General features: G+C 45.5%; 26 protein-coding genes. 19 read left to right on the plus strand and 7 right to left on the minus strand.

Annotation, left to right across the window (positions count from 1 at the left end; translation table 11 throughout):
- Positions 1-132: 132 nt before the first annotated feature.
- From H6F66_RS24555 to H6F66_RS24570, 4 genes are all read left to right on the plus strand, one after another.
- Positions 133-1,473 (plus strand): adenylosuccinate synthase, encoded by a 1,341-nt coding sequence (locus H6F66_RS24555; protein ID WP_190426958.1) that lies wholly within the window; start codon positions 133-135, stop codon positions 1,471-1,473.
- A 110-nt stretch (positions 1,474-1,583) separates the two neighbouring features.
- Positions 1,584-2,186, plus strand: a complete 603-nt coding sequence (locus H6F66_RS24560) for a 50S ribosomal protein L25/general stress protein Ctc (protein ID WP_190426959.1) — start codon at positions 1,584-1,586, stop codon at positions 2,184-2,186.
- Between the two features lie 208 nt (positions 2,187-2,394).
- On the plus strand, positions 2,395-3,957 hold the full coding sequence (locus H6F66_RS24565) for an AAA family ATPase (protein ID WP_190426960.1): 1,563 nt from the start codon (positions 2,395-2,397) through the stop codon (positions 3,955-3,957).
- Positions 3,958-4,073: 116 nt separating this feature from the next.
- Positions 4,074-4,400: a hypothetical protein gene (locus H6F66_RS24570; RefSeq protein ID WP_190426961.1), complete on the plus strand. Its 327-nt coding sequence runs from the start codon at positions 4,074-4,076 to the stop codon at positions 4,398-4,400.
- A gap of 64 nt (positions 4,401-4,464) precedes the next feature.
- Here the strand turns inward: H6F66_RS24570 and H6F66_RS24575 are convergent, their stop codons facing one another.
- Both H6F66_RS24575 and H6F66_RS24580 read right to left on the minus strand, forming a co-directional pair.
- The gene (locus H6F66_RS24575) at positions 4,465-4,986 is read right to left on the minus strand and encodes a DUF937 domain-containing protein (RefSeq protein ID WP_190426964.1); all 522 of its coding nucleotides are present in this window, start codon (positions 4,984-4,986) and stop codon (positions 4,465-4,467) included.
- An 84-nt stretch (positions 4,987-5,070) separates the two neighbouring features.
- Positions 5,071-6,807 carry an ATP-binding protein gene (locus H6F66_RS24580; RefSeq protein ID WP_199295102.1) on the minus strand — a complete coding sequence of 579 codons (1,737 nt, stop codon included), beginning with the start codon at positions 6,805-6,807 and terminating at the stop codon, positions 5,071-5,073.
- 276 nt (positions 6,808-7,083) lie between these two features.
- On the opposite strand from H6F66_RS24580, the gene H6F66_RS24585 reads away from it, so the two are divergent.
- Positions 7,084-8,634: a GTP-binding protein gene (locus H6F66_RS24585; protein ID WP_190426967.1), complete on the plus strand. Its 1,551-nt coding sequence runs from the start codon at positions 7,084-7,086 to the stop codon at positions 8,632-8,634.
- A 197-nt stretch (positions 8,635-8,831) separates the two neighbouring features.
- On the opposite strand, the gene H6F66_RS24590 is transcribed toward H6F66_RS24585, so the two are convergent.
- The 3 genes from H6F66_RS24590 to H6F66_RS28620 all read right to left on the minus strand — a co-directional run bounded on the left by H6F66_RS24590 (position 8,832) and on the right by H6F66_RS28620 (position 10,633).
- A complete protein-coding gene (locus H6F66_RS24590; RefSeq protein ID WP_190426969.1) occupies positions 8,832-9,401 on the minus strand; it encodes a 2OG-Fe(II) oxygenase in 570 nt (189 codons plus the stop codon).
- An 82-nt stretch (positions 9,402-9,483) separates the two neighbouring features.
- Positions 9,484-10,425: a putative 2-dehydropantoate 2-reductase gene (locus H6F66_RS24595; protein ID WP_190426972.1), complete on the minus strand. Its 942-nt coding sequence runs from the start codon at positions 10,423-10,425 to the stop codon at positions 9,484-9,486.
- Positions 10,418-10,633 carry a hypothetical protein gene (locus H6F66_RS28620; protein WP_190426974.1) on the minus strand — a complete coding sequence of 72 codons (216 nt, stop codon included), beginning with the start codon at positions 10,631-10,633 and terminating at the stop codon, positions 10,418-10,420. The genes H6F66_RS24595 and H6F66_RS28620 overlap by 8 nt, the downstream gene beginning before the upstream one ends.
- Positions 10,634-10,749: 116 nt before the next feature.
- On the opposite strand from H6F66_RS28620, the gene H6F66_RS24605 reads away from it, so the two are divergent.
- The 3 genes from H6F66_RS24605 to H6F66_RS24615 all read left to right on the plus strand — a co-directional run bounded on the left by H6F66_RS24605 (position 10,750) and on the right by H6F66_RS24615 (position 13,024).
- Entirely contained in the window at positions 10,750-11,730 is a 981-nt protein-coding gene (locus H6F66_RS24605) for an ABC transporter ATP-binding protein (RefSeq protein ID WP_190427103.1), read from the plus strand.
- 301 nt (positions 11,731-12,031) lie between these two features.
- Positions 12,032-12,442 (plus strand): fasciclin domain-containing protein, encoded by a 411-nt coding sequence (locus H6F66_RS24610; protein WP_190426976.1) that lies wholly within the window; start codon positions 12,032-12,034, stop codon positions 12,440-12,442.
- Between the two features lie 174 nt (positions 12,443-12,616).
- Positions 12,617-13,024 (plus strand): fasciclin domain-containing protein, encoded by a 408-nt coding sequence (locus H6F66_RS24615; protein ID WP_190426978.1) that lies wholly within the window; start codon positions 12,617-12,619, stop codon positions 13,022-13,024.
- A gap of 202 nt (positions 13,025-13,226) precedes the next feature.
- Here the strand turns inward: H6F66_RS24615 and H6F66_RS24620 are convergent, their stop codons facing one another.
- Together H6F66_RS24620 and H6F66_RS24625 are read right to left on the minus strand one after the other, a co-directional pair.
- The gene (locus H6F66_RS24620; protein ID WP_190426980.1) at positions 13,227-14,108 is read right to left on the minus strand and encodes a hypothetical protein; all 882 of its coding nucleotides are present in this window, start codon (positions 14,106-14,108) and stop codon (positions 13,227-13,229) included.
- Positions 14,109-14,367: 259 nt separating this feature from the next.
- Complete coding sequence (locus H6F66_RS24625) at positions 14,368-14,862, minus strand: DUF4385 domain-containing protein (protein WP_190426983.1); 495 nt, start codon at positions 14,860-14,862, stop codon at positions 14,368-14,370.
- A gap of 83 nt (positions 14,863-14,945) precedes the next feature.
- Between H6F66_RS24625 and H6F66_RS24630 the strand changes: the two genes are divergently transcribed.
- The 11 genes from H6F66_RS24630 (at position 14,946) to H6F66_RS24680 (ending at position 25,960) form a co-directional block, all read left to right on the plus strand.
- The gene (locus tag H6F66_RS24630) at positions 14,946-15,407 is read left to right on the plus strand and encodes a VOC family protein (RefSeq protein WP_190426986.1); all 462 of its coding nucleotides are present in this window, start codon (positions 14,946-14,948) and stop codon (positions 15,405-15,407) included.
- 51 nt (positions 15,408-15,458) lie between these two features.
- Complete coding sequence (locus H6F66_RS24635) at positions 15,459-15,755, plus strand: hypothetical protein (RefSeq protein WP_190426989.1); 297 nt, start codon at positions 15,459-15,461, stop codon at positions 15,753-15,755.
- 61 nt (positions 15,756-15,816) lie between these two features.
- Positions 15,817-16,041: a hypothetical protein gene (locus H6F66_RS24640; protein ID WP_190426991.1), complete on the plus strand. Its 225-nt coding sequence runs from the start codon at positions 15,817-15,819 to the stop codon at positions 16,039-16,041.
- A gap of 37 nt (positions 16,042-16,078) precedes the next feature.
- Positions 16,079-16,348: a hypothetical protein gene (locus tag H6F66_RS24645; RefSeq protein ID WP_190426994.1), complete on the plus strand. Its 270-nt coding sequence runs from the start codon at positions 16,079-16,081 to the stop codon at positions 16,346-16,348.
- A gap of 34 nt (positions 16,349-16,382) precedes the next feature.
- Positions 16,383-16,724 carry a cytochrome c6 PetJ gene (gene petJ, locus H6F66_RS24650; RefSeq protein ID WP_190426998.1) on the plus strand — a complete coding sequence of 114 codons (342 nt, stop codon included), beginning with the start codon at positions 16,383-16,385 and terminating at the stop codon, positions 16,722-16,724.
- A gap of 59 nt (positions 16,725-16,783) precedes the next feature.
- A complete protein-coding gene (locus H6F66_RS24655; protein ID WP_190427000.1) occupies positions 16,784-18,826 on the plus strand; it encodes a leucine-rich repeat domain-containing protein in 2,043 nt (680 codons plus the stop codon).
- 202 nt (positions 18,827-19,028) lie between these two features.
- Positions 19,029-20,048, plus strand: a complete 1,020-nt coding sequence (locus tag H6F66_RS24660) for an aldo/keto reductase (protein WP_190427003.1) — start codon at positions 19,029-19,031, stop codon at positions 20,046-20,048.
- A 414-nt stretch (positions 20,049-20,462) separates the two neighbouring features.
- On the plus strand, positions 20,463-22,592 hold the full coding sequence (locus H6F66_RS24665) for a VgrG-related protein (protein WP_190427006.1): 2,130 nt from the start codon (positions 20,463-20,465) through the stop codon (positions 22,590-22,592).
- 131 nt (positions 22,593-22,723) lie between these two features.
- The gene (locus tag H6F66_RS24670) at positions 22,724-23,020 is read left to right on the plus strand and encodes a PAAR domain-containing protein (protein WP_190427008.1); all 297 of its coding nucleotides are present in this window, start codon (positions 22,724-22,726) and stop codon (positions 23,018-23,020) included.
- Positions 23,021-23,227: 207 nt separating this feature from the next.
- On the plus strand, positions 23,228-23,644 hold the full coding sequence (locus H6F66_RS24675) for a GPW/gp25 family protein (protein ID WP_190427011.1): 417 nt from the start codon (positions 23,228-23,230) through the stop codon (positions 23,642-23,644).
- An 84-nt stretch (positions 23,645-23,728) separates the two neighbouring features.
- Complete coding sequence (locus tag H6F66_RS24680) at positions 23,729-25,960, plus strand: putative baseplate assembly protein (RefSeq protein ID WP_190427013.1); 2,232 nt, start codon at positions 23,729-23,731, stop codon at positions 25,958-25,960.
- The last annotated feature ends 98 nt before the right edge of the window (positions 25,961-26,058 follow it).

Raw genomic sequence — 26,058 nt, forward strand, 5'->3', positions numbered from 1 at the left:
CCAAGAGCTTCGTTAACAAGCATTTAATGAAGGCAGACCCTTGACTGCGAATTGTTAACTCTGTATTGACAGCGATATCACTATCTGTTAATAATTGTAATTTGTGAAAACTCTAGCACTTTTAATAAACCCTTGGCTAACGTAGTTGTGATTGGCGCCCAATGGGGCGATGAAGGCAAAGGTAAGATAACCGATTTACTGAGCAAGTCAGCAGATGTCGTAGTACGTTACCAAGGGGGTGTCAATGCTGGACACACCGTTGTGGTGCAGGGTCAGACATTTAAGCTGCACCTGATTCCGTCTGGAATTTTGTATCCTGACACCGAGTGCATTATTGGCTGTGGTACGGTCATCGATCCGCAGGTGCTGATAGAAGAACTCGATCAGCTGGAAGCTCTGAATATTTCCACCCGGAATCTGCTGATTTCCGAGACTGCCCATGTAACGATGCCTTATCATCGGATGATTGACCAGGCATCCGAGGAGCGTCGGGGTACTCATAAAATAGGCACGACCGGGCGCGGTATTGGCCCGACTTACGCCGATAAGTCGGAGCGAACGGGGATTAGAATTTTAGACTTGATGGATCCAAAAGGGTTGCAAAAGCAACTGCGCTGGACGATTGAGTACAAAAACGTCATTTTAGAAAAGCTTTACAATTTACCGCCGTTGGATGCAGAGACGGTGATTGCTCAGTACAGAGAGTACGCTGAGCGTTTGCGTCCCCATGTGGTAGACAGTTCCCTGAAAATTTACGATGCCATTCAGCGGCGGCGAAATATTCTGTTTGAGGGCGCTCAAGGAACGCTCTTAGACTTGGATCACGGGACTTATCCTTACGTTACGTCCTCGAACCCAGTTGCAGGTGGAGCTTGCGTGGGAACTGGCATAGGGCCGACAATGATTGACCGCGTGATTGGGGTGGCGAAAGCTTACACAACACGGGTGGGAGAAGGGCCATTTCCTACGGAACTGGATGGGGTAGTAGGGGAAATGTTATGCGATCGCGGTGCTGAATTCGGCACCACAACAGGACGCAAACGCCGCTGCGGTTGGTTTGATGCTGTGATTGGTCGCTATGCTGTCCGCATTAACGGTCTGGACTGTCTCGCCATCACTAAGCTGGACGTATTGGACGAACTAGAGGAAATCAAAGTTTGCGTCGCATATGAGATTGATGGCGAAACTACGAAAGATTTTCCTAGCAACGCCCGTCACTTTGCCAATTGTCAGCCGATTTACAAAACCCTCCCCGGTTGGCAAAAATCGACCGCTGAGTGCCGCACCCTGGAAGACTTACCCAAAGAGGCACTTTCTTACCTGAAGTTCCTAGCAGAGTTGATGGATGTCCCCATTGCGATCGTCTCTCTCGGCGCTAGTCGCGATCAAACGATTATAGTAGAAGATCCGATCCACGGTCCCAAGCGGGCGCTGTTACACGCCAACGGCACACCCGTGACATCACATAGGTAATAGTTAATGGCTAATAGCTAATGGCTAATCGGAAGACTTCACCAATTAGCAATTAGCTATGAGCGATTAGCAATTAGCTTTTTCCCCTGAACACCTAACAAACGACGAAAATGCAAGTTACAGTTGAATGTCAAAAGCGACCCGAAGGCAGCAAGCCAAATGCTCTTCGTCGCAGTGGGTTAATCCCAGTAGTTTTATACGGTCACAAAGGAACTGAATCCCTTTCCCTGACCATGCCTGTCAAAAAGGCTGAAGTCTTACTCAGAGAGTCGTCTGTTAACAACACTCTGATCGATCTGAACATTCCTGAAATCTCTTGGAGTGGTAAGACGCTGCTAAAAGAAGTCCAGAAGCATCCCTGGAAAAACTCTCTCTACCACCTCAGTTTTTTTGCGGTTGCTGCTCATGGCGACCTGGATATTGAGGTGCCATTGCATTTTGTGGGAGAGGCAGCTGGTGTCAAGCAAGAAGGCGGCTTATTAGACCCCGTGCTTACACAACTTCAGGTGCGATGTGCGCCTGAAAGTATCCCAGATTCAATTGAAATTGATGTCTCTAATATGCAGGTTGGGGATGCCTTGCATATCAATGAACTGGTTTTGCCTCCAGGCGTTACAGCTTCAGGCGAGCCAGATCAAGTAATTGTCAGCGTTCTCCCGCCGCAAATCAGCACTGAACAGACAGAGACTGAAGAGGCAACCCAATCCGAATAATTGAGGTTGGTTTTTCTGACATCTTGCACCATTCGCAACAGGGGGGAGGCACCTCCCAGCTTTCGTTCCCAGGCTCAGCCCAGGAATGAGAATATTGAGGCACCTCAATTTGATGCTGGTGCAAAATCTCAGTTTTCGTTAATCTGTATAGCCAGGGGTTAACCCCTGGCTTTTTTTTAACCGCTAAGACGCTAAAAACGCAAAAAATATGACTGAGAATTCTTTTCCTCCTTTGATTCAGCAGATGTTGCAACCGGGTTTTTATCCGCACCCAGTGATAGAACCAATTGAACTGATTCAAACACACGTTTCTTATGTGCTGTTGACTGGCGATTATGTTTATAAAGTTAAAAAGCCAGTAAATTTTGGCTTTTTGGATTACTCGACTTTGGATAAAAGGCACCATTTCTGTAAGGAAGAAATTCGGCTGAATCAGCGCGGTGCAGCAGAAATTTATTTGGAAATTTTGCCAATTAGTCAGGCTGGGGAAAAATATCAGTTAGGCGGTACTGATGCAGTAGAATATGTGCTAAAAATGCAGCAGTTTCCGCAGGAAGGGCTATTTAGCAATATGTTTGAGCGGGGCGAACTGACAGAAAAATATATGGAAGATTTGGGGCGGATTGTCGCCAAATTCCATGAAAAAGCCCATACGGATGATTATATTCGCAAGTTTGGCGAAATTCCCCAGGTTCGCGATGCGATTGATGAGAATTATCGGCAAACAGCCAGTTATATTGGTGGGCCTCAAACTCAGGAAAATTACGAGGAAACTCAGCAGTATACAGATAAATTTTTTGCCTCTGGTCAAGAAGTTTTTGCCAGTAGAATTAAAAATAATTGGATTCGGGAATGCCACGGGGATTTGCATCTAAGAAATATTTGTTTGTGGCAAGACAAAATTCTGTTGTTTGATTGCATTGAATTTAATGAACCTTTCCGCTTTGTGGATGTGATGTTTGACATTGCTTATGCGGTGATGGATATGGATGCGCGATCGCGTCCTGACCTGGGCAATGCCTATCTAAATACTTATGTGGAGCAGATCGGCGATTGGGAAGGGTTGCAGGTTTTACCTTTGTACTTGAGCCGTCAGGCGTATGTCAGAGCTAAGGTGACTTCTTTCTTGTTGGACGATCCCTCTGTTCCCGCAGCCGAGAAGGAAGCTGCTGCGGTGACAGCGGCGAAATACTATCAGCTGGCGTGGGAATATACGCGATCGCCGTCTCCGGCATATGCCCCTCAAAGCGGCTCCAGCCAAGGAAAACTAACTTTGATGTCAGGACTATCAGGTTCTGGTAAAAGTACCGTAGCGCGTCACCTAGCGCGGCATACGGGGGCAATTCACATTCGCTCGGATGCGGTGCGAAAACACCTTGCAGGCGTACCATTGGACGAGCAAGGCGGAGCCGACCTTTACTCAGCCGAAATGACTGAGAAGACTTACAGCCGCTTGTTGGAATTGGGAATTAAGCTGGCAAGTGTTGGCTGGTCAGTGATTCTCGATGCGAAGTACGATAAAAAGAAGTTGAGACAAGATGCGATCGCTGGGGCTAATTCCCACCAGCGGCCTCTTTCAATTCTCCACTGCACCGCACCGATCGAAGTTTGCCAGGGTCGCGTTTCCTCTCGCACGGGAGATGTCTCTGATGCTACCGCTGACCTACTGACTAAACAACAAGCAGCAGCTGAACCCTTCACCGAGTCGGAACAACCTTTTGTGAAAACTTTAGACACAACCCAAGATTGGCAGTCACAATTAAATTGTTAGCACTCAATAGCTAATTGCTAATAGTAGCGCAGGCATCACGAGAGCGACTTCCCGGATATAACTGTCAATTACTATTAGCAATTAGCTATTAGCCATTAGCCGTGAACTAATAACTAATGACTAATAAAAGCACTGCGCGAATTTCAGCGGGTTTTTCATCGGCATTGAAGTATTGGTTATTTTTCCTGGTTAGCTTTTCCTTGCTAGGCTACCCAGTACCTTTAAGTATCTTTATTGGGGCTATTGGTGGTTTAGCTGGAGGCTGGGTCGTTTCCTGGTCAAAAGCCAAAGATGATGTAGCACCGCAGATAAGCCCTGCAAAAACTCCTGAAGAAAAAGCCGAGGAGCAACCTAAGATTGGTTCACAAAAGCGACAACGGTATGGTAAACCAAGGGATGCTTACATCCGGCGTCGCGGTTCTGAGGAAAAGCCAGAAGAATAGAAGCAGTTAGCCTCCTGCGGGATTGACATTCCAGACAATCGCTCGCTACCTTAACATTGCCTGACTATCTCATGAAATGGCGAGCGGCTAAGTTCATGGCATCAGAAATATCGACATCCCCATCCCTGTCAGCATCCAAGAAGGCACTCAGCACAGGATTAGACCCGCGCCCACTTTGAGTATGGGAGCCAGTATGTAGGAAATTTAGCACTAAGGGAACCAAAATTGGCAGCATCTGCTGAATCATCCCAGCATTTAATCCTGTCCTTTGAGTAACTGCTTGGACGATTTGCTGCACCTGAGAAGCACCAAAAAGGGCGTTTACGGCTTGAGGGTTGGGAGAAGACCCGCTATATTGATTAACGAAGGCTTCCGCTTGCTCAGGGCCTTGGGTAGCTTGCTTTTGCTGTAACGCAGAGCGAACATAGTTTCCGACAATCGACATGGCAGATTGAACGGATGAAGGATCGGCACCGTAGCTATTACTCACCTGCTGCACAGTATTGAAAATACCAGACATCTGTCCCGGACTGGCTGCTTGATTCGGATCGCCGATGGCATTCAAAATTTGGTCGAAAAGTCCCATAATCTTTCTTTGTACTCAGTTTTCACCTTTTCAAATGTCTCACTTTTCGGAGGCAATCGCCTCTAACTAATAGCAGATAATTGCTTAAGTTAGTGCTTTATTAGGTTCATGTTTGATGGGTAAAGCGATCGCAAACTCTGTGCCTTTCCCTAACTGGGAAACGCAGTTCAACTTACCGCCATGTTTTTCTACGACAATTTGATAGCTAATCGATAAACCCAAACCAGTACCAACGCTTCTCGGTTTCGTTGTAAAGAAAGTATCAAATATTTTCCCCTGATTTTCTGGAGCAATGCCAGAACCATTATCAGAAATTTTTACTTTAACCCAGTCTTTGTCTATGAGTTCTGTGGAAATAACGATTTCCTGCAACCCTTTTACTTCTTCCAAGGCATCAATCCCATTACTCAGCAAATTCATAAAGACTTGATATAGCAAACTTGTATAACCTTCAATTGGGGGGATGTCGCCGTAGTTTTTCTGTACCGCGATTTCCTTGTTGAGACGATGGTTTAGAATTAGCAGTGTACTATCGATACAGGCGTGCAAATCTACAAAGGTGGCTTTTGTCTGATCTAAGCGAGAGAAATCTTTCAAACTGAGAACAATTGACCTAGTGCGTTCTGCTCCAAATTTCATTGATTGCAATAGCTTAGGCAAGTCTTCTTTGAGGAATTCAATATCAATTTCATCAGCTTGCTGTTGAATCTTTGGGGAAGGATTAGAAACCTCGTTTTGATACGTTTCCAGCAGTGCTATCAGTTCGTCAATGTATTCACTAGCATGGATAATATTGCCATAGATGAAGTTAACGGGATTATTTATCTCGTGGGCAACTCCTGCCAACATTCTTCCAAGGCTGGACATTTTTTCACTCTGAAGCAGCTGGGTTTGTGTGGCAGCTTTTTGTTCTTCTAAAAGGTGCTTGACTTGTTGAATCAGCTGGTTAAGGGAAGTGGCTAATACCCCAACTTCATCCTTAGTTGTTACTGGTGCTTGCAAGTCGAAATTTGCTTCTTTAGTGACGCGCTCAGCAACATCGGTTGCTGCTAGAATAGGATACGCGATCGCTCGACTCGTATAAACAGCACAAAGGGCAGCGAACACAACTGATAAGAATATACTGGCAGCAATGATCTGCACTCGAATTGTCTCCGCAGCAATTAGGGCAGTCTGTGCTTGCGCGTCCTCCTGATAAGCGGATTGAATTAGCTCCGTTAGATCATCTGAAAACCCATCAAATTTAAGTGCTACAGGGCTATTTGTGAACTTTAAAAGTATTTTTTGGGCGGCATCAATTTCCCCTGACTTTAAATTAAGCGGCTCGATTTGCTTTAAAAGTTGGTTTATCTGCTGAAAGTAAACTTCTGGCACATCTTCGTAGGTTTGCAGAAACTGTTCTATATTCTCAGTATTAGGATCCTCTTTAAAAGAGGTACGCTCTTCAAAAGATTTGACTTCCAGAAATACTTTAGTAATCTCAGCGGCATGGTGCAGAAAATGTGAGTATTCTTCTTGGAATTTTTCTGGTTCATCCATCAAAGGTATGAACTGTTGTTGATGCGTTCGTGCCTGTATTATGCCCGTTTGCAAGCGATGCAGAAGACGTATTTCTTGGTGAGCGTGTTCTTCTTGCTCTTTAGCCGTTCGCTGAAAGGAATCTCCAATGGTAAATCCGGCAGTTGTTCCTACAACGGCAATGCCAAGGGTAAGCGCATATCCATAACTGATTTTGTTACTAATACTTAGGCGACGACTCAACTGAGCGATCCACTTGCTTAAGGGTAGCTGAGTCTCTCTGGTGTCACGCTTAGAAGTCACGATTTTGCTCCTGTGAGCGATACGAAGGTATGTTTACCTGGTAAGTTGCTTAAGCAAGCGTCATGTTTTCACAAGTCATCCCCTATTCCACATCCATCACCACCGACTATTTGCCTAGGGAAATGCTTGATACTATAACCTGCTTTTTGAGTTTCAGGCTTATTATGGCAGTACGGTGTGGCAAGAAGATCCGTGTAGATTCTGAATTTGCTTTCCTGACAGCTCTGATTGCGCCGCTGTTTTTCTAAAATTTAAAGTAAATTACCAAACTTCTTCATGCCTTTGTCGCGCTTATTAACGCTATTAGTTGGCCTCAGTTTAATCCTGGGGCTAATGCTGTGGCTGATAAACTCTCTATATCGGCTTTATATTCAAATCTCCTTCACAGCCCCCCTGCTGGCGAATCTGCTGTTATTGTTGGTGATTGTGTTGTTGGGGGCGATAATTGGCGCATTTATATATTACGTAAATTTGTTTGGGCAGCCAAAACGCTCATCACGCCGCAGACTTCCGAAAGTTCCGGAAGCGAAGACGGAAGCAGCTGAGGAAACTCTTAAAGCTGTACGCCAGCAAGTAGCGCAAATTCAGGATGAGGTATCTAAGCAGGCTTTACTAGAGCGATCGCGCGAAATTGAGGCAAACTTGTCTCGTGGGGAACTGTTGGTAGTCGTCTTTGGTACGGGTTCCGCTGGTAAAACTTCTCTGGTAAATGCCTTAATTGGTCGCATGGTGGGCAGAGTAGACGCGCCAATGGGTACAACAGAGGTAGGGGAAACTTACGTTCTCAAGTTGAAAGGATTAAATCGGGAAATTCTGGTCACGGATACGCCAGGAATTTTAGAAGCAGGTGTGGCGGGAACGCAACGAGAACAACTGGCGCGACAATTGGCAACGGAAGCCGATTTATTGCTGTTTGTGGTAGATAATGACTTGCGACAATCGGAATATCAACCGCTGCGAACTTTAGCGGAAATTGGCAAGCGATCGCTTCTTATCCTCAACAAAACCGATCTTTACACAGAAACCGACAAAGAAACCATACTCGCTCGTCTCCGAGAAAGAGTGCGCGGATTTATCTCCACATCTGATGTAGTCGCCATTTCTGCCAATCCTCAACCAGCAAAATTGGAAACCGGCGAAACCTTCCAACCCGAACCCGATGTCATGCCCTTAATCCGCCGCATGGCAATCGTTCTCCGCGCCGAAGGTGAAGACTTGGTGGCAGACAACATATTACTGCAATCTCAGCGACTGGGAGAAGAAGCGCGACGACTACTTGATACCCAGCGCCGCCGACAAGCCGACAAAATAGTAGAACGTTATCAGTGGATTGGTGCGGGTGTCATCGCCGTTACTCCCTTGCCAGTGGTAGATTTGTTGGCAACTGCTGCCGTAAATGCCCAAATGGTGGTAGAAATTGGCAAAATTTACGGTTGCGAACTGAATATGGATCGCGGGCGCGAATTAGCGCTTTCTCTGGGGAAAACTTTGGCAAGTTTGGGAATAGTTCAAGGAGCAATAGAATTGCTCTCCAGGGTATTGCAACTGAGTGTCGCCGCCTATCCGATTGGAAAAGCAATTCAAGGCATTACCGCAGCTTACCTCACCCGCATTGCTGGTAAAAGTTTTATTGAATACTTCCGCCACGATCAAGATTGGGGTGACGGCGGCATTACCGAAGTTGTGCAGCGACAGTTTCAACTCAATCGCAAAGATGAGTTTGTGAAGGCGTTTGTACAAGAAGCGATCGCTCGCGTTGTCAAACCTTTGACAGAAGCCTCACCGAAAAATACACCCCAACAAGAACTTGACGAGCAGGGTCATTGATAATAAAGGGACATCCATAAACAACTTTATCTTTTATATTAGACTTCTTGCAGAAATCCTAAACTAGGATATTTAACCACAGATGAACATAGATGAATCCGGATAATTATCGACTACGTACAAGAGGTTTATAGTCTCCCTTTCCTCGTCTAGGAGAAGCGGCTAGGGGGTGAAGTTCTTAGTATATTGTGCTTTTGCTACACAGCTTGAAGATTATCGTAATACGTATACATCACATCCGATCGCAGTACATACTTCCGACCCTGAATGACGGGTGCGCCTTCGTGTTTTAGTTCATGGATAAAGAACAACACCATACCCATTTTTGGAACTATAGAGACGTAGGGTGAGAAAAACCGAGTTTCACCTCCCTCAAAGTCTTCGTTTAGATAAATCATAAAAGTCAATCGGCTATGATCGCCGTTTGTTCGCCAATAACCACCATCGTGATGCGGTGCAAAGCGCTGACCCGGATCGTATCGGTAGAATCGCAAGCGCTCATTAAGCCCAATTGCACACCAGTTATCGATCCTGGGAACATAAGTTTCCACACGACACCACAAACTTGCTGCAAGCTCTTCATTATCCAAAATCACGCGATCGTTATTTCGGATTGATGGAGCCATTAGGTATTCATCCTGTCCTACAGTGAGACCAGCAGGAGTATAGCCAATGTTCTCGCTCAGGGTGATATACTCGGCACATTCTGCTTTTGACAGAACATTTTGGACTGTAAAAATTGGATTTTCCAAGGGGTGTTTTTTCATGATTAAGTATTATTTAATACTTGTTTTATTCGGAAAATAATGTAACATTAAATAATGGAAATCTGTCTGCTCAAGAAAATCTCTAATTGTGACGATTTCTAGCATCCAAAAACTTTAGCTGCTGGTAAAGCATAGTGATTTGCGATAAATTACCACCCGCAGCTTTAGCAATTCTCAGCGGGTTGCCAAACATTGTTTCTACTTCCATCTGTCGCTTTTCGTCGTAGTCTATTTTCATGCTGGTGCGGTACGGCTTCATCTTTAGAGTGTAATCGAGCATCTTTTGCACAAAGCTATCTGGGATAATGCGATCGCACGCTTTAGCACCCGCCACGACTTCATCCATCAGTTGCTTAACTAAAGTGCAGGTGTGACTATCCGCCATCAACTCGTCTGTGGTAGCATTGAGAACCACAGAAAGACCGTTGTAAGGAATATTCCACACCAGTTTCTGCCAACGCGCCAGCAGCAAATCTTCAGCGAGTTGGATAGGGATACCAGCATTCTCAAAGTCATTGGCAATCTGACGCATTCGCCCAGTTATCCCGCCGGGACTATAATCGGGCGTATATTCGCCAAGCTTAATCTCGCCATAGTCAAGGTGGTGGATATGTCCTGCGCCTACCTTATTAGAGCAGAGAAAGCACAACCCGCCGATAACACGTTGCGAACCGACAATTTCGGCAACTTCCGCCTCAACACCCAGACCATTTTGCAAAACCAAGACAACGCCATCATCTTTGACAACAGAGTGTAGCATCTGAGGTAAAAGATGATTTTGGGTAGTTTTGAGAGCGATCGCTACCACATCACAAGGTGGCATCTTAGCAGCATCTTGGTAAGCATTTACACGAGGCAGGGTAAAATCCCCGTCTGGAGACTCCACAACTAAACCATGCTGACAAACGTGTTCATAATCGCTGTGCAGCAAAAAATGCACATCCAGCCCCGCACGTTGCAGTTTAGCACCGTAATACCCGCCCAAGGCACCCGTTCCCAGGATGCCATAACTGCGATTAGACATTGCCTTCCGGTTGTAGAGACGGTGTAAACGAGATTTCTACAACCAAATCGACTGGTAGGGCAACTTGCACTGCTTGCGGCAGTATACTTACAGGTGCAGGTATCATCTCCCGCCGGAAGTCTAGCAACTGTACCAGCAGCAGGTAGGCAAGAGCTAGAGTTATAGAAATCGCCCCGGCGACAATTGCAACTATTTTTGAACGATCCATAAGTTACCTCGAAATATTATTAACTTCATACACTATTCTTAACTGATATGAAACCAGGCAAAATAGGGAATTAATCTACTTAGTTGCCACAGCTACGATATGTCGTTGATATAGATATGGATACTGTTGTCGATAAACCAGGGGAACTCGTTACTGTCAACCGCGAACCAGTGGTGCAAACTTCTCAACTGCGAAAAGTCTATCGCACTGGCTTCTGGATGAATCAAAAAATTGAATCTTTGAAAAGCTGCACTCTGACAGTGTATCAGGGAGAAACTTTTGGCTTGCTAGGGCCAAATGGTGCCGGAAAAACTACCCTGTTGAAGACGCTGCTGGGCATTGTGCGCCCGACTTCTGGGCGGGGATTCTTGTTGGGAAAACCTGTAGGCGATCGCATCGTTAAGCAGCGCATCGGGTATCTCCCAGAAAACGCCTATTTTTACGATTTTCTCACAGGTTGGGAGTTTTTGCAGTTTGCCGCCGGGTTATTTCAAATCCCCGCCTCAGTCCAACGTCAGCGCATCCCCCAACTGCTAGACTTAGTTGGTTTAGCCCAAGCCTCCGCCCGGAAAAAGCAGATGCGTCAGTATTCTAAAGGGATGCTACAACGAGTTGGCATGGCTCAGGCATTAATCAACGACCCAGAACTGGTATTTTTAGATGAGCCGATGTCTGGACTCGACCCGATGGGGCGTTACCAGATGCGAGAGATTATTCTATCTCTCAAAGAGCAAGGCAAGACAATTTTCTTCAATAGTCACATTTTGGCGGAAGTCGAGCAAATATGCGATCGCGTCGCCATCCTTGCCCAAGGCGAATTAATTTGCGGCGGTTCCCTCAACGACCTCCTCGGTACAGCCGAAGCCTACCATGTCAAAGGCAAAGGCGGCAACCTGGATATACTCAAACGCTGGATACCCGATCTAGAATTTGACCATGACGGTTGGTACGGTCATTTAAAAGGCGAACCCCAAGAGTTTCTCGCTAGCCTCCGCATCATGAACGCCCAGCTAATTGCCATGAACCTCTCTCGTCCCTCCCTGGAAGACTTCTTTATTCAGCAACTCCAGCAGCGCGGTATTCGTTCGAGTAGTTGAGTTATTGCGCCGACTACTAAAGCAATTCTCCATCGGGTGCGATACATCTCTAGGGACATGGCATTGCCATGTCCCTACCAACGTGGCGAAAACAAAACAACCGCGATATATTCCACCCAACTGAAAAGCGGTATAAAATCGCGACAAACAAACAAAATTTACGCGGTTCCACCCTTCTAGGATGCGGTTGTAGTTGCAATCGCTACCAATTTAATCTCACTTGCAACTCCAGAAAGATGCGCTCTTGCTCTTCTAACCTGTATCCCTAAACAGGATACATACTTAGAAATCATCAAAACACATGGCTGACCTTCTAGAAACTGCCGCCAACGCCGAATCTTTCACAACCCTGCTGAGTGCTGTTGAAGCTGCTGGTTTATTAGATATTCTCAAAAGTCCTGGCCCCTTCACCATCTTCGCACCCACCGATGAAGCTTTTGCCAAGATTCCCTCTGACACCATCACTTCTTGGATGGAAGACATCCCCAAACTCAAGAAAATTCTGACTTATCACGTCCTGTTTGGCGATGTCAGAACCGACAACTTGGTTGAACTAGATTCCGCTGAAACAGTTGAGGGCGGCATTGTCGGAATTGATAAAATCGACGGTGGCTTCAAAGTCAATGATGCTAAGGTTCTCCAAACAGATATCCTCGCCGACAACGGCGTTATCCACGTCATTGATAGCATACTTATGCCAGCGCTAGTGTAACAAAAACAACAATTGTCAGCTATTGTCTTCTCTCTAAGGACATACTTATTCGACTCACAACCTTGTCCTGTGGAGGGGAGCGAGTTTTGGTTCAATGTAATTTGGACGACATCATAAAACTTAAAAGTCCTTTACATTTGTTAAAGAAACGTTTTTAGAGATTAGGTGCAACAAATGGCTGACATTGTAGATACCGCCGTTAGCGCTGGAAATTTCAAGACCCTAGTAGCTGCTGTCCAGGCTGCGGGCTTAGTAGACACCCTCAAGGGGCCCGGGCCGTTCACAGTCTTCGCACCAACCGATGCGGCATTCGCCAAGCTTCCCGCCGGAACAGTAGATTCTCTGCTGGCGAATATTCCTGAACTGACCAAAATTCTGACCTATCACGTTGTCCCAGGCAAAGTGATGTCTTCTGATGTGGTCAATCTGGATAAAGCTACAACCGTTCAAGGTTCAGACCTCACCATTGATGCTTCTAGCGGAGTCAAGGTAAATGCTGCGATGGTTGTGACACCGGATATCGAAGCTGACAATGGCGTTATCCATGTCGTTGATATGGTTTTGCTACCACCTCAAGGATAAGCGATCGCTGCTGACCAGATTAAGTAAATAAAAAGGAGGCTACCTGTGCTGCGGTACCTCCTTTTTGTTTATCAAAAAATAAAAGTTTAGGTGGGGTTGAACCAACAAAACCCTACCATTGCTTAAAATGGTAGGGTTTTGTTGTAAGTTTCAACCTACAGAGATCGCATTCTCAATCGCTTACTTTTACAAGTAACCTATATTAGCGGTTAATACAGTTGGTAGGTGCGCCTTTTGCTGATTGGCTATAGCGATAAAAACCATCTAATTTGAGTACAGCATCGCGATAGCGAATTTTTCTACTCCCGGTGGTAGCATTCCTGCCAATTTGAGTGGCTCTCGCAACTTTCAAATAACCTTGGCTATCCCAATTAACCAGTCTATTTCCTCGTGAATTTGGCGGGATATTGCGGTTCCCAATATCTCCTACCAATTCTACAGATTCGCCGCGAACAGTTTTATTGTTGAGCGTACCACTAACACAGGCGCTTACTTCGCCCAAAGACCTGGAATCGTAAAAGTCTCCGACTAGGCGATTTCCTCTTTTATTGAATACATAACAATAGCCTGTATCTCCGTTACCTGTGTCCGCTGAAGGCGACTTGCTACAAAATCTGTAGTCACCATTGGGTAAGCTTTGAATAGACTGAGTTGGCGTTGGGGTTGGGGTGCTGGATGCGATCGCTGTAATTTTAAACGGTGTAGCCACCAAACGTTCATTAGGATAGATTTCTTTTACTTCACCGCTGAATACGATTGCTTTTCCCTCTGTTTTGAAAGCATCGGGAAGATTGCAAGTAACAAATCTTGTTCCATTAACGCCTTCAGTAACAATTACATAATTGTTAGCAATCAGAGTCACTCTCCCCTTTTGACTTTTCACAGTTTGCACTGTTTTTCTAGTGTCGTAGACACACTTAGGGGAAAGTTGCGTTGATTGGGCTAGGATGTTCTGTGATGTTGTGACTGTTTGGCTTGACGCGGAAGATTGGGATAAAGCTATGACGTGATTAGCAGAAGTAATTGTTCCCAAGGTTGTCAGAGATAAGCTGACAAATAGCATTGATTGACGATGAATACGCATTTTGATTGTTGTTGCTAAACTAATTGTGTACTACACCAATGTAGAAAACGTTTCCGAAAAAGTTCGGTTGATTGTGTGTCAATATTTGAACTGACATAAAGGATTAACTTTTACCTTGGGGAAACTAGAATTACCCTCTAAGCAAAAAAACCTGCATACACAGGTGTTAAATCTATTTGTAGAGACACGAGTCTCTATCCGCGCAGGCGGACTTGGTTGGTGCGGTTGCGAATTCTATTCGCTGGGGTTTATTTTTATTTCATCCTTGCTCGTACATCTGTTTATGCTTTGCTAAAAGCTGTAAATACTTCTCATTTGTCTTGGCTTGCAGCCATTTTTCTTTGAATATTGCCGCAGATTCAGCTTTCACCGGGTCTACTTCGTTTGGTAAAATATCTTTTCTGGCTTCAAGCTGGGCTTCTTTAGAATCTTCTTTTTGAGGATTTGACTTATATTTTTTACCGCTTTTATGATTGGCATAGCGACGCGATCGCGTATAACCCATTTGTAAAAACTTCCGCGCCATATCCGCCCCAATAAAATCATCCTGCTCCAGATAATCCAGAAACATTTGGTAGATTTTTTCGCTAGACTCCCTAGCTATATCCGGAGTTTTAAAACGCCAATGGGGAAGGATTTCAGATTTGTATGGCTCCACCAAAAGCACTCCCTGTTCCCCCTTGCCAACTCGATAAAGTTCAGGGGAGCAGCGAAAATTGATATTTTTAAAATCTAGAGAATAATCAAACTGCATAATTAATTTTTAATTTAAAATAATAGAATTAAAGATAAAACTCTAGCTTCTATCTTAAGTAATGAAAGGTTGCGATTACTACCATGCTTTCTAGCCCTCAATCTCAGAATATTGCTCTTACCCCAGGTAATCTGCGTCGGGTACACCACATAGCCTTGAACGTTCAAGATATGCAAGCTTCCCGTCACTTCTACGGAGCTATACTTGGTTTACACGAACTGACAGGCGAAGAAGTTCCCGCAACATTGCGATCGCTTGTGACAGATGGAAAAGTGACCAACTTCGTCACCCCAGATGGCACCGTCCTCGATCTGTTTTGGGAACCGGAACTGTCACCGCCAGACGAAAACCCCCATCGCGCCTTTACCCGCGCCAATCACCTTGCCTTTGACATCGATCCGCAATTGTTCGACCGCGCCGTCGAAGTGCTAAAGCAAAATCAAGTGCAGATCGATCATGGCCCGGTTAGTCGCCCTACCGGACGAGGCATTTACTTCTACGATCCAGATGGGTTTCTCGTCGAGATCCGCTGCGATCCAGAATAAATTTAAGCTTGAAAGTCTTACCTTTGTCGCTGATGATAAGAAAAGTGCCTGATGGGAGTTAAACCAGTGCAGCAGCTATTTAAGGTAATCGAGGAAATATTTACCAAGCCTCCGATAAAATTTGAGGCAGAAAAACACTCGCTAAAAGCGTGGGCAATGTATTGTCTTAGAGACAAAGGCTTTAAAGTAGTCTACGCTGAAAAAGCCGACTTTGCGGTTGAACCTAGGAACGGAGAAAAGATATATTTTAAGGTCACAAATAGTTCAGATAATTTAGACAATAAGTTGGCTTGGATTGTCTGGGATAACTCCACTAACAGCGCCAAAGTAATTGCACCTCAACAGTAAAATACCCTTCCACATCTACAGGGTGTACTGCAATCAGAACAATATTAATGGAGATTAAATTATGTGGCTGCTAACCGTCACCTGTTCAGGCGATGACTGGAAAAGACATGGAAATGAATTTAAAGCGATCGCAGACAAGTATCAAAATACTTGTATTTCTTCCAAAAAAATGCCCGATGGCAAGCGTTTCATGGAATACCACGTTGAAGACGTGGGGGACGCGGAAGCCTTCCAAGACGAGAGTTTAAGCCTGGGGGGATTTTCGGCTTCCTTTGAGTCACTTTGAGAAATGACAAACTAAGAAAGCCAAGCAGCAGAAAGTTATGTTTAGAGTAATAACCCCTGGATTCTCCCAAGAGTTTGAAAGATGGACGGACGCATTGAATACTGCTAAGTCTCTTCAACCAAAATGCAAAAGTTTGTTTCAAGATATCCGAATTCTTGATGGTGAAGATGTGGTATGGGTATATAGCCGTTCTCACACTTACCCGCAGTTTATTGGTGCTGGCACATACAACAGATTGGCAATGCTATTTCTTCAGGAAGCGATGGAAGATAGTGAATCATCTGATGGAGAAAGCACGGATAATTAAAAGTAGTTTAATTTAGCTAAAGATTAGGGGAATAATGTTGAATAAGTTAGTGAAAATCGCAATGCTGATCGTAATAATGCTGACCATTGCATTTATTCCAAATGCTTTAGCGGCAGATACAGCTAATGGTGCGAAAATTTTCAGCGTCGAATGTGCTGGTTGTCATATCAATGGCAGCAATATTATTAGACGGGGAAAAAATCTGCAACTAAAAGCTTTAAAACGAAATGGATATGATTCAACGGATGCGATCGCATCCATCGTCGCCAACGGCAAAAACAATATGTCGGCATACAAAGACCGCTTAAGCGAACAAGAAATCCAAGCTGTTTCTGCTTACGTGTTAGAACAAGCTGAAAAAGGCTGGCAATCTTAAAGAGTTGCTGGTTACTGATACATAACTAAGAAACACAAATCTCAGTTAAGAGGTGATAAATGTCTGAACCACAGCAAATAAAAACCACAACTTTTAACAGCTTTGCTGACTGGTGTTTGCACAAAGATAGCCTCTCTCCAGCAGCAAGGCATACGGTTGAGGTGCTGTTGCATAAAGCTGGCACTTCTGACTGCTATGAAGCTGATCGGATACTTTCAAACTACACTAAGCTGGATATCAGTCGCAATCAAATTAGCGACTTGAGTCCACTTTCTGGGTTAATCAACCTCACCCAACTGAATCTCTACAACAATCAAATCAGTGACTTGAATCCGCTTTCTGGCTTGATCAACCTCACTCTCTTGTATTTAAATAAAACTCAAATTACTGACTTGAGACCCCTGTCTAGGTTAACTAACCTTACTCAACTAAATCTCAGTGATAATAAAATTAACGACTTAAGTCCGCTTGCTGAATTAAGCAATCTCGCCTACCTAAGTCTTAGTAATAATAGAATTACTGACTTAAGTCCGATTTCTGGGTTAAGCAATCTTGCCCTGATAAATTTTAGTAATAATAGAATTACTGATTTAAGTCCGCTTTCTGGGTTGACCAACCTCACCCGCCTGTACCTTTATGTCAATCAAGTTACAAGCTTAAGTCCCCTGACTGAGTTAATCAGCCTCACCAATCTGAATCTCAATAGCAATAGAATTACGGACTTGAGTGGGCTTTCTGGGTTAATCAACCTCAGCCACCTGAATCTCCACACCAATCAAATTAATGACTTGAGTTGGCTTTCTGAGTTAACCAACCTCACCCAACTGTATCTCTACAACAATCAAATTACCGGCTTGAGTGGGCTTTCTGGGTTAATCAACCTCACCCAACTGTATCTCGGTGGCAATCAAATTACCGACTTGAGTCCGCTTTCTGGGTTAATCAACCTCACCCAACTGTATCTTCAAGTCAATCCAATTTCCAATCGAAGTTTGTTGCGCTCGCTTCAACAGAAGTGGCGCACTTTGTTAACGAAGCCGATCGACTTTCAAAAAGCCAAAAATGCTATCATATCTGCCTATGCAACGATTGGCAAAGAAGAACCAGAAGTTCTTTTTTTCCGGAGTCCATACGCAGGGTGTACTCAACTATTCAACTTGCTCAAACTAGACAATACACAAGAAGAACAAACATTTGGGAAGCTGAAATCCCTTATCGTGTGGGGAGAGTCACTATCAAAGCCGCTCCAGGGAATTTTGGAAGGACTTCCGTGTCAAGCGCTGTGGAAGCATATTCAAAATACAATAGCGTCAGATCACATAGCACTAGAGCCGACAGCAGGAGATAAAGAAGCATGGTGGGAGCTGGATGAATTAATTAATAACTCTCCAGAACTTCTAGGAGCTGATTCCAGCTCTTTTGATGCAGATGATATTTACCCAGTAACCCCCACCGAGCTTTTTAAGCAAATCTACGCAACTGAATTTTATGTTTCTTCGTTAGGTGTCACTCTCGACCAAAAGACACGGGAAGCATTTGACTGTCTGAACCAGCTTTTCGAGCATTGTGGTTTAATTTTCCCGTTTGAGAAGGTTTGTATTGTATGCGATCGCCCTACTAAACTCTTGCTCGACAACGAAGATCGCCTCCACGCCGAAGGTGAACCCGCGATTCAGTTTGCCGATGGATGGCATACGGGATATTACTATCACGGTGTGAAACTACCTGAAAAATATGGCAAACTGCATCCCCATCAATGGCAAGCGCAATGGCTTTTAGAAGAAGACAACGCGGAACTGCGTCGAGTATTAATTCAGGGGATTGGCTATGCACGAATCTGTCAAGAATTACAAGCAACTGAATTAGATTCTTGGCAAGAATACACTTTGCTAAAACTTGATGCTGATATTGATGGTTTCGAGCCTGATGATTTTGATGATGATGCTCCTCAAAAAGAGCCAATTCATTTGCTGAAAATGACCTGTCCTAGCACAAGTTTCATCCATGCTATACGAGTTCCACCGGATATTACATCGGCTCGTGTAGCGATTCGCTGGATCAATTGGGACATCGATCCAGAAGAATTTTCCGTGCAAACCTGAAGAGCAAGTTTTTAGAGTAATTACCACAAATAAACGCAGATAATTTATCAGTGTTTATCTGTATTTAAATTTCAAAACCAGGAACTTGAGAAAGCCTTTATCCTTGTATGAGATGGGTTTTGGGAGAGGTTAAATTTGTGTATCGCATCCAAATTCTGGCACTATAAGCAATAATTTTATCTATACATAACAAAGCGTCAACATGAACTTACCCGAATCAAGCAGATTGCAATTTACCCCAGATTTGAATATTTGCCGCGTACTGAATGGAATGTGGCAAGTGTCCGGCGCTCACGGACGAATTAACTCAAAAGCCGCCATCCAAAGTATGTTTGATTACATAGATGCAGGCTTCACAACGTGGGATTTGGCAGACCATTACGGCCCCGCAGAAGACTTTATTGGCGAGTTCCGGCGGCAATTGGTAGAAACCCGTGGAAACGAGGCGCTATCTAACTTGCAAGCTTTCACAAAATGGGTGCCAAGACCAACTAAAATGACGCGCAAGTTGGTAGAAGATAACATTAATATTTCCCTAAGAAGAATGGGAGTTGATTCCTTAGACTTGATGCAGTTTCACTGGTGGGATTACCGCGATGAAAACTACTTGGAAGCGCTCAAGTACATGACCCAACTTCAAGAAGAAGGTAAAATTAAGCACCTGGCTTTAACAAACTTTGATACGAAACACCTAAAAATTATTACTGATGCAGGAATCAAAATCGTTTCCAATCAAGTGCAGTTTTCCCTAATTGACCGCCGTCCTTTAGTAAATATGGTGCAGTTTTGCCAAGAAAACAATATCAAACTATTTGCTTACGGTACGCTCTGCGGCGGCTTGTTGTCAGAAAAATATTTGGGAAAACCGGAACCGCGCGGCGGAGAACTGAACACGGCTAGTTTGAGGAAATATAAAAACATGGTAGATGGGTGGGGTGGTTGGAGTTTATTTCAAGAACTACTTTCAACTCTCCAGCAAATTGCCCAAAAACACGCTGTGAGTATTGCTAATGTGGCGGTTCGTTACATTCTAGATCAGCCAGCAGTCGCAGGTGTAATTGTCGGCGCACGGTTAAGCGTGTCGCAACATTTAGAAGACAACGCCAGAGTATTTAATTTAATGTTAGATAACTCAGATTATCAGCAAATTGATGCTGTCTTAGGACAGTCGCGGGATTTGTATCAGGCGATCGGTGACTGCGGAGATGAGTATCGAAGATAACGTTTTTGTAGTAAAAATGTCCGACGACTAAAGTCGCGGCTCAACAAACAAAGCCAGCCAACGCAACGGCTTGATAGTATTAGCCGTTGCGTTGCTAGGCTTTGTTCTTTGAGTATCGAGGCTTCTAGCCTGTGGGCTTATATTTGCCGGGATTAAGCGATCGCTTAATCCGGAACCACAAAAAAAAGCTTTGGATTCGACCTTTGGAGGATTGGCGAGGACGTAGAGACTCTTTTAAGCTGGCTGTCAGCTCGTTTTTTGAATTTGAGATTTTAGATTGATGTCTGTGCGGGTTAAGCCACAATAGTTCATATCGCCCCGAAGGTTCAAATACCAACATCAAAAAATTCCCCTTCAGCCTTAAATCCAGAATCAAAAATTTAAAATCAAAAATTATTTACACTTTGTATACAAATGCCACAAAATACCATCCGTTACATATCTCGTCCCCTAATCAAAATTGACGGACAGGATGCTCCGGCGGGATTGGCAGAGGATATTCTTCAAATCTCCGTCGAAGAAAGCCTCCATCTCCCGGCAATGTTTACTTTAGTTGTCCGCAATGACTACTTTCCAGGTAGCGACTCCGAGCAGCTTTGGAAGTACGACAATCTCTTTACAATTGGTAAATCTGTCCAGCTCGGTTTAGCCTCCAGCACCACAGAAGATTTGGACTTTGATGAGGCACAGCGAGGCGATATTCTCAAAGGGGAAATCACCGGGATCGAAACTCACTTTTCTAGTCAATCTCAGGCACCAGTTATCATTCGCGGTTACGACGTATCCCACCGCCTGCACCGGGGACGCTATAACCGTTCTTTCCAAAACATGACTGATACTGACATTGTGCGGCAGATTATCGGTGAAGTCGGGATGACCGCTGGCACAATTGATGAGAGCGGCGGGCCTTATGGTTTTGGCGATCCGGTCGGCTATGTTTTCCAAGAAAATCAAACCAACATGGAATTTCTGCGGGAAAGGGCGGCGCGGCATGGCTTTGAATTATTTGTGCAAGATAGTAAGCTGCATTTTCGCAAACCTGTAGCAGGCGATACTTTAAACCTTAAGTGGTTGCAAGAAATACATAGTTTTCAGGTGCGAGTCACCAGTGCCGAACAGGTAAGTGCTGTAGAAGTGAGGGGTTGGGATTACAAAAACAAAACAGCAATTACATCGAGTAAAAATAGTCAATCAGATGTAGTAATTACTGATACCGAACACGGCAAAGGTAAAACGACTAGCACTAAATTTGGGCTAGAGAATCAGGCACCGAAAATGATTGTGGTAGATCAAGCCGTCTACAGCCAGAAGGAAGCCGATAAAATAGCTCAAGCCCTGTATAACGAGCTTAGCGGAGAATTTGTCTATGCTGATGCAAAAGCTGAGGGAGATCCGCGAATTCGACCGGGACGGGTAGTAGAACTATCAGGTATGGGAAAGTATAGCGGCAAATATTACGTCACCGAAACTCGTCAAAACTATCAAGACCGCTATTACAGTACGGAGTTTAGTGTCAGAGGTTTGCGGGGAGGAGATTTGCTGACAACTCTATCCCCGCAAACTCGCCTGCGACCGGGACAAACTATGTTAGTAGGGATTGTTACTAATAACAAAGACCCGAAAAAATGGGGCCGGGTAAGGGTAAAGTTTCCTACCCTAACTCCAGAAGATAATGCCAGCGCCCACGAAAGCAACTGGGCGAGAGTAGTGGGGGTCGGAGCAGGAACCACTCGCGGCTTTGACTGTCTGCCGGAGATTAACGACGAGGTGCTGGTAGCTTTTGAACACGGCGACATCCATCGCCCTTATGTGATTGGTGGGGTTTGGAACGGTAAGGATGCGCCGCCGGAAACAGTGGATAACAGTATCTCAGGTGACGGCAAGGTACGCTTACGGACGATTAAAACCCGTGTTGGGCATAAAATGCAGTTTGTGGAAGAGGATAAAGACAGCAGCAAAGCTGGTGTCTATGTCGAGACTATAGGCGGTCATAAATTACACATGAATGACAGCGACAAATTTGTGGAAATTAAAACCACTGACGGTCATTATGTGCGCCTAGACGATCAGAATAAGAAGATCGAAATTAAGACTAAGGGCGGTCACAAGATACTCATAGACGATCAAGGTAAGAAGTTAGATATCACAACCAGCGGCGGTCAGAAGGTGCTGATGAATGACATGACCAATAGTATCAAAATGGAGGCGGTGCAAAAAATTAGTATTTCCGCACCAATGGAGATTTTGCTGCAATCAGGCCCTAGCACTATAAAACTGGCACCTGCTGGCATAGAATTTCAAACCGCAGCCAAGTTAAGCGCTCAAGCAGGCGGAGTTTTAGACTTGAAGTCTGGGGGTGCTGCCACTATGAAATCTGGTGCGGCTTTGTCGCTGCAATCTGGCGGTGCTTTGTCGGCGCAGTCTGGTGCGGCTGTGAGTGTGCAGTCTGCGGCGGCGCTGAGTCTGCAAGCGGGTGCGGCGGTGGCGATTATGGCAGCTGCCACAGCTAGCATGACAGCGCCTTTGATTCGACTGAACTGTTGATATGGTGTGATATGGTGAGCGATCGCTACTAATCCCTATTAATCGCTACTAATGGCTAATGGCTAATCATAAAAAATTGCCCCACAATCGACCAAATAGCAATTAGCCCCATTAGCAGAAGGAAGATTGCCATGTTACCAGTAGCAGTAATCGGTGATGTCGCTGGCGGTAGTCCCATTATTGGCCCCGGCGCACCAACCGTGCTAGTTATGGGACGACCTATAGCTTGTATGGGAGATGCCGTCGTCGGCCCGACAATAGCCACTGGCGTTCTAGCTATGCCTTGTTCTGTCACCGTCCTGGCTTGCGGTCGTCCAGTAGCTCATATGGGTACTATGGCTGTGGGAGTGACTCCCCCCGCCCCCGTTCCAGTTCCCATTTCTTTACCTGTTATCGCCACCGGAGCCACCGTATTAGTTATCCCCTAATTGCTAATTGCGATTTGTTCTCTTCCAAGTATTGACTTCTCCTTTTAAGGAACGAAACCGAACACAGTCCTGGGTTTCGTTCCAATGACTCAACCTACAACTTAGTAATTCTGAAGCGTTGTTAAGAGTAACTCGACTTTTGGCGAATACTCTTGGAAAGAGCAGCTAGAGTAAAGTGGCTGCGATACTAGGCAAAAAGTCACTTGTATGCCAGAAGGAACTGATAAGCAGCGCAGCCACCTGGGTACGGGGTGGTCTTTCCCACTACGGGTGAACGTACAGGGAGGGCTTCAACTCAGTTCGGCAGAGCGCAACATCGAAGAGTCGATTCGGATTATCCTGCAAACTCAGATAGGTGAAAGGGTATACCGACCTAATTTTGGATCGCGTCTGTCGGAAATGGTCTTTGCGCCCATGAACACCCAAACCCTACTGCTATTACGTCTTCACGTACAGGAAGCTCTGGAAATGTGGGAGCCTCGCATAGTTCTGGATGTGGTGCGTACTGAACCCGATCCGATTCGCGGCCGCGTGGATATCATTATTGAGTACCACGCTAAGGGCAGTTACGATCGTGGGAGCTTGGTTTATCCTTTCTACCTGAACGGGGGAAATGATAGTTAGGAGATGAGCAGTTTTGAATTAATAACTCTTAAGTGTTAATTCCTCGCCTCTTAACTTTTAGCAATTACCTATTACCTATTAATAATGGATTTTGATTTTTTACCCAAGTTACCGAAGTCCGATTTAGACGATCGGACATTCAAAGATTTAGTAGATGAGTGCATTCTGCGGATTCCTCGCTACTGTCCGGAGTGGACGAATTACAACCCCAGCGACCCTGGAATCACGCTGATTGAGCTATTTGCCTGGCTGACTGACCAAATGTTGCTGCGGTTTAATCAGGTTCCCCGTCGCAACTATGTTGCTTTTCTAGAGTTATTAGGGGTTCGCCTGCAAGCTCCGGTTCCAGCTCAGACAGACTTGACTTTTTATCTAAGTGCTGCATTGCCCGAGCCGTACACTATTCCATCTGGGGTGGAGTTGGCAACATTGCGGACAGAAACCGATCCGGCGATTGTTTTCAGCACCGATCGTCCGTTGGTGATTGGTAAGCCTAACATCCGCCACTTTCTGACGGCGCAGAGTGTAGAAGATACACCCCAGATGTTGCGCGATCGCTTCACGAATCTCTGGACATTCCGACCTAATGGCGAATGGGCGGGTACAAATCTCTCCATCTTTGACGACCAACCCAAGCCGGGAAATTGCTTTTATCTGGTGTTCAACCCAGAGGACGAGTGCGAAGGTAATGTTCTAGCACTCAAATTCAAAGGCGAAGCAGCTACCTCTACTGGCATTAACCCGGAGGCTCCTCCCCGTCGCTGGGAAGCTTGGAATGGTGCTTATTGGCAGCAGGTTCTGTTGCAGGAATCAGATGATAGCACCAAAGGATTCAGTTTTAGCGAAATCGATCGCACTGGCAGCAATCCCATCCAAAGCGCAGATGTAGTCCTGCATATGCCTCAGCGCTGGCCCGTGTCCCACTTCCTCACCTATCAGGGGCGGTGGCTGCGTTGCGTATACAGTCATATAGACACCACGCAACCAGATTACAGTAATTCCCCCCGAATTGTGGGTTTGTCTGCCAGAGCAATTGGCGGCAGCGTGGGCGCTTCTCAAAGTGAGATAATTAGAAATGAACTTCTGGGAGAAAGTGACGGTTCGCCCGGTCAAACTTTCCAATTGCAGGGGGTTCCCATCTTGACTCGCCGGGAAGATGAATACATTTTGGTGAGTCCGCCGGGAGCATTACCTCAAGCTTGGACAGAGGTAAGTGATTTTGCCGAATCTGGTTCCCAGGATCTGCACTACACCATCGATTCGCGTACCGGGTTGGTTCAGTTTGGCCCCTTGATTCGAGAGCCAGCCCACCTCCAGCAGCAGACGCAGTTGCGTGCTAGAACGCAGACGGCTGGAGACTGGGGACGTGCTGCGATCAATTCCCAATCCCCAATGCTGAATGCCCAAACCCCAATCCCCGCAGACGTGCGATCGCTAGAACGTCAATATGGCGCAGTACCTCCCAAAGGTTCCGTGATTCGCATGGTTGCATACCGCACAGGCGGCGGTCGCAAAGGAAATGTCCAACGGGGGACAATTACCGTACCCAAGTCAGCGCTTCCCTACGTTGCCAGAGTAATAAATCATACACCAGCCCGTAACGGAGCCGATGCCGAATCTTTAGAAGATGCGGTAATCAGAGTGCCTGCAATGCTCCGGACTCGCGATCGCGCCGTCACCCCAGAAGACTTCGAGGTACTGACGCTACAAGCTGGTGGCGGTGCCGTTGCCCGCACCCTGTGCTTGCCACCAAGTACCAGCGAACAAGCCGGGACAGTACGGATGCTGCTGGTGCCGCAAGCAAATACAGATGCGATCGCGCAAGGCGTTGGCATTCCCCCGGATTTACTTTCCCTGACTCCCCAACTCAAAGAACAAATTCACGCTTACCTGGACGAACGCCGACTACTAGGAGTTCACGTACAACTGCAAGCACCCGAATATGTCGGAGTCGCAGTTCAAACCGAAGTGGCACTAGAGCCAGAATACAAAAATCCCCGCGCCCAAGAAGACATTCTCTTAAAATTGCGGATCGCTTTGTACCGCTTTTTAAATCCACTTACCGGAGGCATGGATGGCACAGGCTGGCCTTTCGGTCGTCCCGTCTATCCTTCAGATATTGTCACCTTATTCCAGCAAATCCCCGGTGTGCGTTATTTAGGTGTTGTCCAGCTGTTTGAGTTGCGTAAGCAGGAACAAACTTGGCTGCGAACATTACCCCAAAACCCAGTCATCGATCCGGGCCCTCTCGGTTTAGTCTGTTCTTGGCAGAATAATCGACTGCGCTCCGGTCACGTCGTTAATATTATCCAGTAAATACTTCAACTTATAGTGCAAAGAGGATTAATGTATCAGAAATGAGGAATGAGTATGAACAAGGAAAGTTAAAAGCAACACAGGAAAAAGTAGAAAAA

Source organism: Trichocoleus sp. FACHB-6 (assembly GCF_014695815.1).
Classification (GTDB): Bacteria; Cyanobacteriota; Cyanobacteriia; order Cyanobacteriales; family FACHB-T130; genus Funiculus; species Funiculus sociatus.

What these genes read in the sequence shown, in the direction of transcription:
- H6F66_RS24665 (WP_190427006.1), top strand. Translation starts at nt 20,463, where the DNA reads ATGCCACAAAATACCATCCGTTACATATCTCGTCCCCTAATCAAAATT.
- H6F66_RS24660 (WP_190427003.1), top strand. Translation starts at nt 19,029, where the DNA reads ATGAACTTACCCGAATCAAGCAGATTGCAATTTACCCCAGATTTGAAT.
- H6F66_RS24575 (WP_190426964.1), bottom strand. Translation starts at nt 4,986, where the DNA reads ATGGGACTTTTCGACCAAATTTTGAATGCCATCGGCGATCCGAATCAA.
- H6F66_RS24560 (WP_190426959.1), top strand. Translation starts at nt 1,584, where the DNA reads ATGCAAGTTACAGTTGAATGTCAAAAGCGACCCGAAGGCAGCAAGCCA.
- H6F66_RS24565 (WP_190426960.1), top strand. Translation starts at nt 2,395, where the DNA reads ATGACTGAGAATTCTTTTCCTCCTTTGATTCAGCAGATGTTGCAACCG.
- H6F66_RS24630 (WP_190426986.1), top strand. Translation starts at nt 14,946, where the DNA reads ATGCTTTCTAGCCCTCAATCTCAGAATATTGCTCTTACCCCAGGTAAT.
- H6F66_RS24625 (WP_190426983.1), bottom strand. Translation starts at nt 14,862, where the DNA reads ATGCAGTTTGATTATTCTCTAGATTTTAAAAATATCAATTTTCGCTGC.
- petJ (WP_190426998.1), top strand. Translation starts at nt 16,383, where the DNA reads ATGTTGAATAAGTTAGTGAAAATCGCAATGCTGATCGTAATAATGCTG.
- H6F66_RS24605 (WP_190427103.1), top strand. Translation starts at nt 10,750, where the DNA reads ATGGATACTGTTGTCGATAAACCAGGGGAACTCGTTACTGTCAACCGC.
- H6F66_RS24570 (WP_190426961.1), top strand. Translation starts at nt 4,074, where the DNA reads ATGACTAATAAAAGCACTGCGCGAATTTCAGCGGGTTTTTCATCGGCA.
- H6F66_RS24620 (WP_190426980.1), bottom strand. Translation starts at nt 14,108, where the DNA reads ATGCGTATTCATCGTCAATCAATGCTATTTGTCAGCTTATCTCTGACA.
- H6F66_RS24585 (WP_190426967.1), top strand. Translation starts at nt 7,084, where the DNA reads ATGCCTTTGTCGCGCTTATTAACGCTATTAGTTGGCCTCAGTTTAATC.
- H6F66_RS24595 (WP_190426972.1), bottom strand. Translation starts at nt 10,425, where the DNA reads ATGTCTAATCGCAGTTATGGCATCCTGGGAACGGGTGCCTTGGGCGGG.
- H6F66_RS24610 (WP_190426976.1), top strand. Translation starts at nt 12,032, where the DNA reads ATGGCTGACCTTCTAGAAACTGCCGCCAACGCCGAATCTTTCACAACC.
- H6F66_RS24615 (WP_190426978.1), top strand. Translation starts at nt 12,617, where the DNA reads ATGGCTGACATTGTAGATACCGCCGTTAGCGCTGGAAATTTCAAGACC.
- H6F66_RS24680 (WP_190427013.1), top strand. Translation starts at nt 23,729, where the DNA reads ATGGATTTTGATTTTTTACCCAAGTTACCGAAGTCCGATTTAGACGAT.
- H6F66_RS24590 (WP_190426969.1), bottom strand. Translation starts at nt 9,401, where the DNA reads ATGAAAAAACACCCCTTGGAAAATCCAATTTTTACAGTCCAAAATGTT.
- H6F66_RS24675 (WP_190427011.1), top strand. Translation starts at nt 23,228, where the DNA reads ATGCCAGAAGGAACTGATAAGCAGCGCAGCCACCTGGGTACGGGGTGG.
- H6F66_RS24655 (WP_190427000.1), top strand. Translation starts at nt 16,784, where the DNA reads ATGTCTGAACCACAGCAAATAAAAACCACAACTTTTAACAGCTTTGCT.
- H6F66_RS24640 (WP_190426991.1), top strand. Translation starts at nt 15,817, where the DNA reads ATGTGGCTGCTAACCGTCACCTGTTCAGGCGATGACTGGAAAAGACAT.
- H6F66_RS24635 (WP_190426989.1), top strand. Translation starts at nt 15,459, where the DNA reads ATGGGAGTTAAACCAGTGCAGCAGCTATTTAAGGTAATCGAGGAAATA.
- H6F66_RS24670 (WP_190427008.1), top strand. Translation starts at nt 22,724, where the DNA reads ATGTTACCAGTAGCAGTAATCGGTGATGTCGCTGGCGGTAGTCCCATT.
- H6F66_RS24645 (WP_190426994.1), top strand. Translation starts at nt 16,079, where the DNA reads ATGTTTAGAGTAATAACCCCTGGATTCTCCCAAGAGTTTGAAAGATGG.
- H6F66_RS28620 (WP_190426974.1), bottom strand. Translation starts at nt 10,633, where the DNA reads ATGGATCGTTCAAAAATAGTTGCAATTGTCGCCGGGGCGATTTCTATA.